General features: G+C 37.6%; 14 protein-coding genes. 1 reads left to right on the plus strand and 13 read right to left on the minus strand.

Annotated features, from left to right (window positions below; all coding sequences use genetic code 11):
* Positions 1-334: 334 nt before the first annotated feature.
* The 13 genes from HPOKI112_RS01050 to HPOKI112_RS08405 all read right to left on the minus strand — a co-directional run bounded on the left by HPOKI112_RS01050 (position 335) and on the right by HPOKI112_RS08405 (position 11313).
* On the minus strand, positions 335-1057 hold the full coding sequence (locus HPOKI112_RS01050; protein WP_000532125.1) for a YebC/PmpR family DNA-binding transcriptional regulator: 723 nt from the start codon (positions 1055-1057) through the stop codon (positions 335-337).
* Positions 1058-2029 (minus strand): porphobilinogen synthase, encoded by a 972-nt coding sequence (hemB, locus tag HPOKI112_RS01055; protein ID WP_025309591.1) that lies wholly within the window; start codon positions 2027-2029, stop codon positions 1058-1060.
* A 9-nt stretch (positions 2030-2038) separates the two neighbouring features.
* A complete protein-coding gene (arsS, locus tag HPOKI112_RS01060) occupies positions 2039-3382 on the minus strand; it encodes an acid-sensing histidine kinase ArsS (protein WP_025309592.1) in 1344 nt (447 codons plus the stop codon).
* Between the two features lie 25 nt (positions 3383-3407).
* On the minus strand, positions 3408-4085 hold the full coding sequence (gene arsR, locus HPOKI112_RS01065) for an acid response regulator transcription factor ArsR (RefSeq protein WP_015428601.1): 678 nt from the start codon (positions 4083-4085) through the stop codon (positions 3408-3410).
* A gap of 233 nt (positions 4086-4318) precedes the next feature.
* Positions 4319-4789 carry a CiaD-like domain-containing protein gene (locus HPOKI112_RS01070; RefSeq protein WP_025275569.1) on the minus strand — a complete coding sequence of 157 codons (471 nt, stop codon included), beginning with the start codon at positions 4787-4789 and terminating at the stop codon, positions 4319-4321.
* Complete coding sequence (locus HPOKI112_RS01075) at positions 4780-5043, minus strand: tetratricopeptide repeat protein (protein ID WP_025275570.1); 264 nt, start codon at positions 5041-5043, stop codon at positions 4780-4782. The genes HPOKI112_RS01070 and HPOKI112_RS01075 overlap by 10 nt, the downstream gene beginning before the upstream one ends.
* Positions 5044-5092: 49 nt before the next feature.
* Positions 5093-6361: a peptidase U32 family protein gene (locus HPOKI112_RS01080; RefSeq protein ID WP_025275571.1), complete on the minus strand. Its 1269-nt coding sequence runs from the start codon at positions 6359-6361 to the stop codon at positions 5093-5095.
* A 2-nt stretch (positions 6362-6363) separates the two neighbouring features.
* Entirely contained in the window at positions 6364-7080 is a 717-nt protein-coding gene (gene cheZ / locus HPOKI112_RS01085) for a protein phosphatase CheZ (protein ID WP_015427397.1), read from the minus strand.
* A gap of 69 nt (positions 7081-7149) precedes the next feature.
* Positions 7150-8241 carry a peptide chain release factor 2 gene (gene prfB / locus HPOKI112_RS01090; protein WP_025275572.1) on the minus strand — a complete coding sequence of 364 codons (1092 nt, stop codon included), beginning with the start codon at positions 8239-8241 and terminating at the stop codon, positions 7150-7152.
* 60 nt (positions 8242-8301) lie between these two features.
* A complete protein-coding gene (locus HPOKI112_RS01095; protein ID WP_025275573.1) occupies positions 8302-9477 on the minus strand; it encodes a molybdopterin molybdotransferase MoeA in 1176 nt (391 codons plus the stop codon).
* 9 nt (positions 9478-9486) lie between these two features.
* The gene (gene fliR, locus HPOKI112_RS01100) at positions 9487-10254 is read right to left on the minus strand and encodes a flagellar biosynthetic protein FliR (protein ID WP_025275574.1); all 768 of its coding nucleotides are present in this window, start codon (positions 10252-10254) and stop codon (positions 9487-9489) included.
* Positions 10248-10976 carry an EI24 domain-containing protein gene (locus tag HPOKI112_RS01105; protein WP_025275575.1) on the minus strand — a complete coding sequence of 243 codons (729 nt, stop codon included), beginning with the start codon at positions 10974-10976 and terminating at the stop codon, positions 10248-10250. The genes fliR and HPOKI112_RS01105 overlap by 7 nt, the downstream gene beginning before the upstream one ends.
* Positions 10977-11094: 118 nt before the next feature.
* Positions 11095-11313: a hypothetical protein gene (locus HPOKI112_RS08405; RefSeq protein WP_025275576.1), complete on the minus strand. Its 219-nt coding sequence runs from the start codon at positions 11311-11313 to the stop codon at positions 11095-11097.
* 150 nt (positions 11314-11463) lie between these two features.
* Between HPOKI112_RS08405 and cbf2 the strand changes: the two genes are divergently transcribed.
* Positions 11464-12363 (plus strand): peptidylprolyl isomerase CBF2, encoded by a 900-nt coding sequence (cbf2, locus tag HPOKI112_RS01115; RefSeq protein ID WP_000739430.1) that lies wholly within the window; start codon positions 11464-11466, stop codon positions 12361-12363.
* The last annotated feature ends 3 nt before the right edge of the window (positions 12364-12366 follow it).

Genomic DNA, 12366 nt, shown 5'->3' on the forward strand with positions numbered 1-12366 from the left:
CAAATAAACACAAGCGATAATTTTTTAAAGCACTTCTTTAGGGGATTTAATGGGGTTAAAGGGGGGTGTTATTTTAAAATCCCCCTATGCGCTTTAAAAAATAACTTCACCACAAAACAAAAATTAACTATCAAAAAGCTTAAAAACAAGTTTTTTAAAAAAGAATATTGAATAAAGCTTTCATATTTGAACAAAACAAAAACCTTTATTCAATCAAAATAAGGTTAAAATCCAATAAAAAAGGAGTTTTATAACTTTTTATAGGATTTTACAAGCCTATAGCAACAAAAATTTTTGTTGGTTTTGTTAAAAATCCTTTGAGCCTTTTTGCATTTCACTCAATATTCGTATAAAGCGCGACCACATCATCATCGTCTTCAATCCTGTCTAGTAATTTTTCGGTAAGCTCCATTTGTTCGTCATTCAATTCAATGGGCGTTGTGGCGATGCGTTGCAAACTCGCTTTTAAAATGGGCAATCTCAAGCTTTCAAACCCCTCATTTAAGAGTTTGAAGCTGTTATAATCCCCCCTAATAATAATCTTGTCTTCCACTTCTTCTAATTCTTCCAAACCATAATCAATGAGAGCGAATTCCAAATCTTCTAGGCTGAGTTTTAAATTTTCCACTTCATTTTTCAAGCATTCAAACACGCTTTTTCGGTTAAACATAAACTCTAAAGAGCCATTAGGCACGATGCTTGCCCCTTGCGTTTTATTGAAATAGCTTTTAAGGTTGGCAATGGTTCTAGTGGGGTTATCAGTCATGCATTCTATAATGATTAACACGCCAAAATTCGCCTTACCCTCATAAGTGATTTCACTCAAATTCCCCTCTTTACTGCTCGCTCTTTTAATCGCTGCGTCAATATTGTCTTTAGGCATGTTTTGCGCTTTAGCGTTTAAAATCGCCGTTCGTAGTTTGGCGTTCGTGTCCGGCTCGCTCCCGCCCTCTTTTGCCGCTAGAGTGATCGCTTTGGCGAGCTTGGGGAAAACCTTACTCATCTTATCCCATCGTTTTTCTTTAGCCGCTCTTCTGTATTCAAACGCTCGTCCCATTCAATTCCTTTGTAATAAGTTAGCCACTTCTTTAGCATGATAGCTAATAATCATATCCGCTCCCGCTCTTTTAAAACAAGTCATCGTTTCTAATAGAACGCTTTCATAGTTGATCAGGTTGTGTTTTTGAGCGAGTTTGAGCATGGCGTATTCCCCGCTCACATTATAGAGCGCTAAAGGGAGCAAAGTGTGATCCCTGATTTCTTTAACAATATCCAAATACGCCAAAGCCGGTTTCACCATTAAAATATCCGCACCCTGTTTTTCATCTTCTAAACTTTCTAAAAGCGCTTCTTTTTTATTAGCGTAATCCATTTGATAGCTTTTGCGATCGCCAAAACTCGGCGCAGAGTTTGCCACATCTCTAAAAGGCCCATAGTAACTGCTCGCAAATTTAGTGGAATAGCTCATGATGGGCGTGTGGGTATAGCCGGCCTTATCTAGCGTTTTTCTCAAACTCAAAACATTCCCATCCATCATGTTGCTTGGTGCTAGAATATCCACACCGCTTTCAGCCAAAATAAGCCCTTGAAGGTTTAAAATCTCTAGCGTTTTATCGTTAGATACAGAAGCGTTTTCTAAAATCCCGCAATGCCCATGGTCGGTGTATTCACAAAAACACAAATCCGCTATAACGATTAAATCCTTAAATCGTTTTTTAACCTCTTTGGTGGCTTTTGCGACAATGTGATCCTTACTTAACGCATGGCTTCCTGTAGCGTCCTTATGTTTAGGAATGCCAAACAATAAAACGGCTTTGATGCCTAAACCCACTAATTCTTCGCATTCTTTTAAAAGAGACTCTATACTCATTTGATAAACGCCAGGCATGGAACTGATTTCATTTTTAATACAACTATCGCTTTCTATGACAAATAAGGGAGCGATGAAATCATCAATATTCAGGCGCGTTTCTCTTAGTATCGCTCTTAAGTTTTCGTTGCTTCGTAATCTTCTCAATCGTTTGAACATGTTCTCTCTTTATTGTTTTTCTTTAACCCCACAATTGGCTTTTTCTATCCCCTTCATTCCGCTCACCTCTTTCAAATTTTCGGGGGGGGGGGGTAGCTCTTCATCATCTTCTTCTAAATCGTAAAAACTATTAAAAACGCAATCATGGATAGTGAAACAAATTCTTCCATTGCTGTAATGATAGCTCAAATTCAATCCCATAGCCTCTAAAGCGTTTTTAATGATATACATGCCTAACCCAAAACCATGGGCTTGGCTGGGGTTAGAAGATTTGAAGTAGGGTTGCAAATATTTTTCAAAATCTTCTTTTAAAGGTTTGCTTTTATTAGACACCACTAAATTATTTCCTATGAAATCCAAAAACACCTGTTTGTCATCGCTGTATTTAATCGCATTATCTACCATGTTTTTTAACGCTATAGAAAACAATTCAAAATCCGCTTCAATGATGTAATTTGAAGAGGATACATGGATAGGGCTTTTTTTATCCTCATCAATTAAAAGCATTTTTTCAATCTTGTCTATCAAATCGCTCATTAAAAATTTTTCTTTATTGCTCCCATAATTTTTGGAAGCGAGCTGCTCAATGCGGGCAAATTGCTCAATCAACATGTTCAAGTGATCAAATATGGATGAAAAGCGTTTGTAAGACAGCTCTTCTTTGAGCATAGAGCTTATTATCTTGCCCTTAGTGATAGGGGTGCGTAATTCATGCATGATGGAGCGCAAAAATAAAACCCGAGATTCATTCATCGCATTGATTTTTTGGATGCAATTGTCAAATTCGTTAGCCAGATCCCCTATTTCATCTTTTTGCTTGCTTTTACAACTCACGCTTTTATCCCCTTGAGCGAAGCGTTTCACTTGAGATCTTAACTCTCTTAAGGGCAATAAACTCTGCAAAACAAATAAAAAGAGGAATAAAATCAATAATAAACCCACCGTAATAGCTAAGAAATAATTCCTGTAAGAAACCGAATGCAAATCTTTATAAAGCACAAAATGCTCATCCTTTTTTAAAAGGATAAAAACCATATCGCTGAATTTAAACACTTCAGCATACCCAATATTTCTATGGTGCAACTGGTGGCGTCTTTTGGCTAAAATCTTTTCTAAATTTTCTATTGTGGTTTCTCTAAAACCAATTTTATAGAGATAATCTTCTATGGCTCTATAATCAGAGTAGTTATTTAAAATTTCATTGATAGTGGTAACAAACTGATAATGACGCACTTCGTTTTGATAGTTTTCGTGATTGATTTGAGAAGACACGAAATAGTAAGCGAACGCTCCAAAACTAAAGAGCGTTACCATAAACAAAGCGATAACTTTAAAAAAGATAGAGAAACGCAAAACCCCTTAACTCCTTATTAGAATATCAGTATTCTAATTTATAACCAATCCCTCTAACAGAGATGATATATTGCGGTTGTTTAGGATTTTTTTCAATCTTAGATCGCAAACGGCCAATGATCACATCAATGCTTTTATTAGAGCTTTCAGGGTTGATGCTCTCGCTCTCAATCGCAATGCTTTCACGGCTAAACACATAACCTTTTTTGCTAATGAGAAGCGAAAGGATTTCATATTCAGCCCTAGTTAAGTCTAGCTTTTTTTCATGCATATACACTTCTCGGCTATCCTTATCCACCCTAAAGATATTCGCATCGCCTGGCTCATTCACTTCTTTTTTTTTATGAGAACGCCTGAGTAGCGATTGGATGCGAGCTAATAATTCTTTAGGATCATAGGGTTTAGGGAGGTAATCATCAGCCCCATAATCTAGCGCTTTAATCTTATCTTCCACATCGCTTCTTGCTGAAGAAATAATAATAGGGATATGTTTTTGTTTGGAGATGCGCCTACACACTTCAAGCCCATCTAAATTAGGCAAAGTTAAATCCAATAACAACAAATCATAATTTTGTGTGTTAGCCGCACTAATGCCAGTATATGGCTCATCGTAATTGGTTACATGAATGCCATGTTGGAGCAAAAACTCGCTCAAAAACTCGGCTAATTCTATATCATCTTCTATCATTAAAACTTCTATCATACTTCAATTAACTCCTTCAATGATTTTTGCAACTTTAAAAACGATTAACTTTGTTAATATTTTAAGGGACTAATTCTAGCATTTTATTATTAAAGATACCTTGAAAATATCTTAAAAATAAAAATTCAAAACATTATCATAGTTATTAATGGAATTAAGGCTTTGTTTTCATGGAATATTGAAAATTAAAGTCTTATTTTTTAATGTTTTTAAAAAATTCCTTTGCTCATTTTTCACTCTGTGTTTTCTCGCTCCAAAGATTCTAATCGTTTTTCAAGCGCACTCAATTGGTATTGCAAGAAACGCGCCACCAAATCCAAACGCTTCATGGCTTCTTTTTCTTCTAAAGCTTGCATGCCTTTAAACAACACTAAGGTTCTCTCTAATAAGCCTTTTAAAAAAACCCGCTCGTTTGGAATTAACACTTGCGTGGGGGTTTCTTGCGCGATTTCTTCTGTAATGATTTCTTTTGCTTCTTCTTCTTTTTCTTCTGTATTTTCTTCTGTGATTTTTTCTTGCGTTTCTATTTTAGCAGCGTTTTTTGGCTCTAAAAGGGTGTTAGCATTTTTTGTGGTGTTTTGCAAATGAGAGGGCGTTTTGAAAAAAGAGGGCGTTTTTTGTGCCGTATTAAAACCATCATCAATGGTTTTAGCCATTTTCTCAATTTCATTAAGGGTTTCTGAAATAATGTTTTTCAATTCCATTCTACCAGCCATTTTTCCAAATTCTCAACGCTCAAAAAATCCCCTTTGATAAAATTCAAATAGTGCCGCTCTAACAATGCATCGTGTTTGAAAGGAGCGCAATTTTTTTGGATTTTTTCCAAACGCTTCATTTGCTTTAACGCCTCTGCATGGTCAGGGGTTTTTTTTAAAATATTAGTATAAATTTGCAACGCTTCTTCAAAAAACCCTTGTTCTTCATAAATACGAGCGAGCGTGATCGTTTCTAATGGCATGCGTTTCTCTTAATCGTTTTTAATCCCTAACAATCTCTAAACGCCATTTTTAGACTCTGACTTGGGTGCGTAAAAAACTAAAAGCCGGCAAGGGTGCGGGCAGTCGCACTAAATTCACATTCCCGCTATGGATAGTTTCTAGCTCGGTGTTATTTTCTAAAAGGATTTTATAAAGCACTAAATAAGAGCGTTTTTCAAAGGTGTAAATCTTGCCAATTTCATTGACTATGGGCGTGATAGCCGCATTTTTGGGAGCGATGATTTCATAAGCAATGTTAGTGGTCGTGGTGAATTTGCATGCAAAAAAATGCCCGTCTTCTGTGATTTCGCCATTGACTTGAAAATCCCCTTCGCTAATGGCTGTTTGGTGGTTTTGAGTATCCAATCTTTCAAAAGGCCTTCGCATCAAATAGCCATCCGTGAAACCCCTGTTTTTAAGCGTGTTCAATTCGCTAGCATAAAAACTCGGCTTTAAGGTGTTATGGTAAAAATCATCAACCGCTAAACGATAGATGCGCGTGGTTTGCGCGGCGTAATAACTGGACTTGGTGCGCCCTTCAATCTTAAGCGCGCTAATGGCGTTTGAACTTAAAATTTCAGCGATATGGCCAGAGAGGTTCAAATCTTTAGCGTTAAAAATATGCGTGCCTACGCCCTCTTCTTCAACTAATCTCATCATCACGCCGTTATCAGGGTTTTTCACGTAATATTCATAATCAAACCGGCAATCGTTCGCGCAACTCCCTCTATTAGGAACGCGCCCCTTTTGTAAGGCCGAAATCAAGCAACGCCCTGAAAAGGCAAAGCACATGCTCCCATGCACAAAGATTTCTAATTCCAAATCGGGTAAGGCTTTTTTAATCTCAATCGCATCATTCAGGCTCAATTCCCTAGCGCACACAATGCGTTTAACCCCTAAATCATAAAACACTTGCGCATCTAGCAAATTTAAGACATTCGCTTGCGTGGATAAATGGATAGGGATATGCGGGGCGATTTTTGAAGCGAGTTTCACCACACCAGGCGCAGCGATAATAAAAGCGTCTGGCTCTAATTCTGCCATTTTATGAATATGTTCTTCTAAAAGTTTGAGCTGTGAATTGAAAGGGAAACCATTGATGGTCGCATAGACTTTTTTATTTAGCGCATGGGCGTAGTCAATCCCTTCTTTGAAAGTTTCTAGAGTAAATTCCTTGCTTGCGCGATTGCGTAAAGAAAAATGGCTCACTCCCCCATAAACCGCATCAGCCCCATAGTTGAGAGCGATTTTAAGTTTTTTTAAATTACCAGCTGGAGAGAGTAATTCAACTTGACTCAAAACTACTTGGCTCCAAAAGAAGCGATCAAGGCTTCAATATCGTCCGCGCTGGCTAAATCTTTATCGTCATCGCCGGTGATAAAAGTTGCTGAACTCACGCGCTTAGAATCATCAATTTTGCCTTCAAAAAGCGAATTCATGTATTGGCTGAGCGCTCGCATGACATTGACCACTCGTTCAATTTTTTGGCGGTGGATGTCTTGAAACTGCATAATATCCATCGCTTGCATGGAGCTATCAGAGCAATTAGCGGCTTCTTCTTCAATGCTTTTAAGGGCGTTTAGGATTTCTTGTTGCTCATTGAGTGCGGTTTTAAAAGATTCCACATGGGGGAAATGGCCATGCAAATTGTCAAAAATTTCTTGGTGTTTTTGCAAAGGTTCTTGGATTTTTTTAACCATTTTAGCGATCTTTTCAGCACTAGCCCCAATCAAATCCAATTGATCAAAAATTTGCGTGGCTTTCACTTCAGAATCTCTTGTAACATCGTCTAATTGATGCACGACTTTATGCTCTTCAGTGGGGGGAGGGGGAGGCCATTCATTGGGGCTAATCTTACCGTATTTTTCAGCGTCTTCTTTTTTGACGGTCATTTTTTGGCTAGAGCTTTCTTCTTTAGCCTCTTCTTTAACCTCTTTAGCTCCCTCTTTAGTCTCTAAGGCTTCCAAATTTTCTAAATCGCCACCATTCATCAAAGCGTCTAATTCTTCTTGTGTCATTGTTGTTCCTTGCCAATTGGTTTTAAAAAGCGTTTTTAACCATAATTCTTAGCTGTCATTTTAGCGCACTTAAGCTTTAGCAATCAAAACGCCCTCTAAAATCGCATCAATATCGCCATCTAGTATCGCTTCCACATTGCTATAAGCAATATTGGAGCGCGCGTCTTTGACTTGCTGGTAGGGGGCTAGGACATAGCTTCTTATTTGATGCCCCCAGCCGATCTCGCTTTTTTCTTCATTTTTGGCGCTGCTTTGCTGCTTTTCTAATTCCAATTCATAAAGCTTGGATTTAAGTATTTTTAACGCGCTCGCTTTGTTTTTATGCTGGCTCCTGTCGTTTTGGCATTGCACCACAATGCCGGTAGGGAAATGCGTGATTCTAACCGCGCTTTCTGTTTTATTGACATGCTGACCGCCTGCCCCACTGGCTCTGTAATAATCATAACGGACATCTTTTTCATCAATTTCTATATCAATATCATCGTCTAATTCAGGGCTAATTTGCACGCTCGCAAAACTCGTGTGCCGTTTGGCGTTCGCATCAAAGGGCGAAATCCTTACAAGCCTATGCACCCCGTTTTCATTTTTCAAATAGCCATAAGCGTTTTCGCCCTTAATGATAAAGGCGACCCCTTTAATGCCCGCTTCTTCGCCATCTTGATAATCCAAAATCTCGCTTTTAAAGCCCCTTCTTTCTGCCCATCTCAAATACATGCGATACAAAATACTCGCCCAATCCTGGCTCTCTGTTCCCCCCGCTCCAGGCTGAATGGTGATAATAGCGTTTGAAGCGTCATTTTCACCGCTTAACATGATTTCAATTTCCACTTTTTGGACGCTGTGTTCTAAAATAGGAGCCTCTTCATAGAGCAAGGATAAAGTAGTCTCATCGTTATCGTTTTGAGCGAGCTCAAACAATTCCACGCTTTCATCTAAAGAATTTTTGGTTTTTTGATAGGTTTCTAGCAAGCGGTTCAAGCGCACTTTTTCTTTATTGGTGTCTCTAGCCTTTAAGACATCTTGCCAAAAATTAGGGTCTTCTTGCTCTTTTTCAATGCGTTCTAATTCTTGTTTGATCTTTTCAGGCTTGATGATTAAAGCGATATTATCGCATTTGTTTTGCAAGCTTTTTAACAATTCGCTATAGGTGTAGTTATCCACAAACAGAACCTTTATGAGTGGGGTTTTAAACTTGTCATTATAGCATTGTTGAAAGCCATTTTAATTTTCAAACCTTAAAATTTCAATTTCGCCCTGAACCAATCCCACTCCTTCATCAATTAAAGCGATAGAATCCACTCGCGCAAGGGCTTGAATCGCTCCTGATTCATAGCGGTTGTTGTTGTAAGGAATGAATTGGTGGTTTGAATAGTTGCCTAAAATTAAATGCGCGCGTTCGCCTTTAAGCTTTAAAGGGGCATTGATTTGAGCCTTAAAGAGCTTTAGCTTAAAATCTTTATTTAAAGATAAGCGCTCCAATAAGGGTAGAATCAAAACTCGTAAAACCAATAAGCAACTTAAAGGATTACCCGGCAAACCTATAATAATACTTTGATTGAGTTGGGCTAAAGTTACCGGTTTTCCAGGTTTGAGATTGACTTTTTCGTAATAAAAAAGGGCGTTTCTTTCTTTCAAGGCGTCTTTAAAAAAGTCTTTATCCCCCACACTCACCCCCGCGCTTGAAAGGATGACATCATAGTCTTGCAATTCAAGTATTTTAAGCTGTAAATTTTTGTCATCTTTTAAAACCCCTAGAAAATGCGTGTTGTAGTTTTTAAGCATGTTAAAAACACTCACTGAATTCACATCATAAACCTGGCATTCTAGGGCGTTTTGCCCTAAAGGCACTAATTCATCGCCACTGCTAAATAAAGCGATTTTTAATTTTCTAAACGCTTTGATTTCTTTGAACCCTTGAGAGGCAATGAGCGCGATATGCCCGTAATTCAAACGGGTATTTTTAGGGACTAACACGCTGTTTAAAGAAGCGTTTTCGCCCTTTTGACGGATATTGGCGTTTATTTTAAAATCTTTGGGAGCTAGGGCAAAATTTTCATGGCTTTCTAGCATGCATTCTATAGGGACAATCGTTTCTACTCCCTTTGGCACCATCGCTCCAGTCATGATTTTAACGCATTCATTCTCTTTAACTTCTAAAGCGCTCACATCATCCCCGGCAAAGATGCGCTGAACGACTTGAGTTTTTTGGCCTAAATCTTGCATCTTAAACCCATAGCCATCCATTGCGCTTTGATTGAATTTAGGCAAAGCGTGAATGCAAATAATATCCTCTGCCAGAATGCGATCTATGCTTTCAAACAAAGAGATAACCTCTATTTCTAAGGGTTTTAGGGGAATGCTAGAATGGATTTTTAGAGCTTCTTTAAAACTAATCATATTGATCCTTTAAAAGATTTTGCTAATGGCTTTAAACGCCAAACTGATTTCTTCTTTAAAACGCCCCATGATAGCCGAAGTGATTAAAATAATGCCCACAAACCCGATAGCAATTTTAACCGGAAACCCGATAGCAAGCAGGTTGAATTGAGGGTGGGTTTTCATGATCATGCCAAAAATAATATCGCTCAATAACACCAAGCATAAAATAGGGAACGCCATAGAAAACCCTATGACAAACAAATGCGAAAAGGCTTTGACAATGTTTTTAGCCAACGCTGGCTCAAAGACAAATTGCCCTAAAGGGACGGCTTTTAAGCTGTGATCCACAAACAAAATGATTTGATGGTGGAACGATAAATCCAATAAAATTAAAATCGCTAACAATAAAAGGGCTTGCCCTACAATGGGTTTTTGCGATCCTGAAATAGGATCATACGCGCTCGCCATTGTAAGCCCCATAGAAAAGCTGATGCTATCGGTTGCAAACACCAAGCTTGCAAAGACGATTTGTAAAAAAATAGACGCGCACACCCCTAAAAACAGCTCGCACAAGCAAGCAATAATAAAACCCTCTGGCGTGTAAGCGGCGTTTGAAAACTCTAAAGTGGGGTAAAAAATCGCGCTCACATACAAGCTCAAAGCCCCACGCACCGACAAAGGCACTAAATGGTTTTCAAAAAAAGGGAAGAAAGACAGCACGCCGCTAACCCTTAAAAACAACAAGAAAAAATCCCTAACATGGGGGGTGCTAAGCTCTTGAATGAAATCTAGCATTCTTTTTCTTTAAGGATAAAAAAGTAGTGCGTTAGCATTAGGGTTTGCAATAAAGTGGCAAAAAGATTAAAAAAAGGGATTAAGGAAAAAAGATAGCAAAAAAACGAGAAACGATAATGTTTTAACCGGTGCTGTTTGAGTAAATTTTGATAGCTTTGATGGTTAAAAATCATGCTGGCTATATCCAAACTCATGGTGTTTTTGAAAAAAAGAAAATGCGGAATTATGGAAAAAAAGACCCCAAAGACCCCTATAAAGGGAATGAAATAAAAGGGCGTTAAAACCGCCATCCATAAAAGCATAAAAATGAGCGATTTTAAAAAATATTTAATAGAAAAAAAAATAGAGCCAAATTCTTCTAAAACAACATGGGGATAATATTTTTGGTGTAAATAAGAGATTACTAAAGGGGTGTAAAAAATGGATGCAAAAATATTGATGACCAAACTCAAAAGAATCACGATCCAAAAAACAAGAAAATACACTAACGCTTTAAAAACCCATGCGAACATACTAGCAAAAAAGCCTTGAGAATGGGAATAGTCATTCAAAGATTGCGGTAATAAAGTTTGGCAATAACCCACAATACTTGCGCCATTGTAATAAAAAACAGCTCCAAAAAACGCTAGACTTAAAAGGATAGGGCCAAGATTGATTAAAAGCATTCTAGCGCTTAAAAAATCATTAAAGCTTTTTTTAAGGATAGATAAAGACAAAACCATAACTTGAAATCCTTCTTCACTCACTTTGTTGGGGGTAATTTAAGCGCAAAGTCCCTTAATCTTACATAGTAAGCTTGTCAATATGAGATTGACTAAAGGTATAGAAATTACTTAATACTTAATATGGAATAACATGTAATGCTAAAAAACCAAATATATAGAATAATAACCCTGGTAACCAAGGAAAGAGAATACATACAACAATAATTACGAATATTATATTCATAATTGCATCGAGGATTTTTGAATCCTTTTTAACATTCTTTTCCTTTCCAAAAAGAATAAAACTAACATCAAAAAAGATAATAAATATTATTACAACATCTGAGGCGAACACTTTTTGCCTACTTTTACATGGAATGAATAACTTTAAGCGTTTCTTGATCTTTGAATGTGAGTTTTCTGTGATCATGATAGCTGATTTTGTTTTAAATTTGCTATAATGTAAATTTAATGATGAAAATTAGTTTAGAGTGGAGAACACACAATGAAAAAAAATATCTTAAATTTAGCGTTAGTGGGCGCGTTGAGTGCGTCGTTTTTGATGGCTAAGCCGGCTCATAACGCAAATAACGCTACACATAACACGAAAAAAACGACTGATTCTTCAGCAGGCGTGTTAGCGACAGTGGATGGCAGGCCTATCACCAAAAGCGATTTTGACATGATTAAGCAACGAAATCCTAATTTTGATTTTGACAAGCTTAAAGAGAAAGAAAAAGAAGCCTTGATTGAGCAAGCCATTCGCACCGCACTTGTAGAAAATGAAGCTAAAGCAGAAAAGCTCGATCAGACTCCAGAATTTAAAGCGATGATGGAAGCGGTTAAAAAACAGGCTTTGGTGGAATTTTGGGCTAAAAAACAGGCTGAAGAAGTGAAAAAAATCCAAATCCCAGAAAAAGAAATGCAGGATTTCTACAACGCTAATAAAGATCAGCTTTTTGTCAAGCAAGAAGCCCATGCTAGGCATATTTTAGTGAAAACCGAGGATGAGGCTAAACGGATTATTTCTGAGATTGACAAACAGCCAAAGACTAAAAAAGAAGCCAAATTCATTGAGTTAGCCAATCGGGATACGATTGATCCTAACAGCAAGAATGCGCAAAATGGCGGTGATTTAGGGAAATTCCAAAAAAACCAGATGGCTCCGGATTTTTCTAAAGCCGCTTTCGCTTTAACTCCTGGGAATTACACTAAAACCCCTGTTAAAACAGAGTTTGGTTATCATATTATCTATTTGATTTCTAAAGATAGCCCTGTAACTTATACTTATGAACAGGCTAAACCTACCATTAAGGGGATGTTACAAGAAAAGCTTTTCCAAGAACGCATGAATCAACGAATCGAGGAATTAAGGAAGCACGCTAAAATTGTTATCAACAAGTAATTG

The sequence above is a fragment of the Helicobacter pylori oki112 genome (genome assembly GCF_000600085.1).
Taxonomy (GTDB): Bacteria; Campylobacterota; Campylobacteria; order Campylobacterales; family Helicobacteraceae; genus Helicobacter; species Helicobacter pylori_CY.

Bases quoted from the DNA above. Each gene is read 5' to 3' on its own strand.
- cbf2 (WP_000739430.1), top strand. From the start codon at position 11,464: ATGAAAAAAAATATCTTAAATTTAGCGTTAGTGGGCGCGTTGAGTGCG.
- fliR (WP_025275574.1), bottom strand. From the start codon at position 10,254: ATGCTAGATTTCATTCAAGAGCTTAGCACCCCCCATGTTAGGGATTTT.
- HPOKI112_RS01070 (WP_025275569.1), bottom strand. From the start codon at position 4,789: ATGGAATTGAAAAACATTATTTCAGAAACCCTTAATGAAATTGAGAAA.
- cheZ (WP_015427397.1), bottom strand. From the start codon at position 7,080: ATGACACAAGAAGAATTAGACGCTTTGATGAATGGTGGCGATTTAGAA.
- HPOKI112_RS01095 (WP_025275573.1), bottom strand. From the start codon at position 9,477: ATGATTAGTTTTAAAGAAGCTCTAAAAATCCATTCTAGCATTCCCCTA.
- HPOKI112_RS01050 (WP_000532125.1), bottom strand. From the start codon at position 1,057: ATGGGACGAGCGTTTGAATACAGAAGAGCGGCTAAAGAAAAACGATGG.
- HPOKI112_RS01105 (WP_025275575.1), bottom strand. From the start codon at position 10,976: ATGGTTTTGTCTTTATCTATCCTTAAAAAAAGCTTTAATGATTTTTTA.
- arsR (WP_015428601.1), bottom strand. From the start codon at position 4,085: ATGATAGAAGTTTTAATGATAGAAGATGATATAGAATTAGCCGAGTTT.
- HPOKI112_RS01075 (WP_025275570.1), bottom strand. From the start codon at position 5,043: ATGCCATTAGAAACGATCACGCTCGCTCGTATTTATGAAGAACAAGGG.
- hemB (WP_025309591.1), bottom strand. From the start codon at position 2,029: ATGTTCAAACGATTGAGAAGATTACGAAGCAACGAAAACTTAAGAGCG.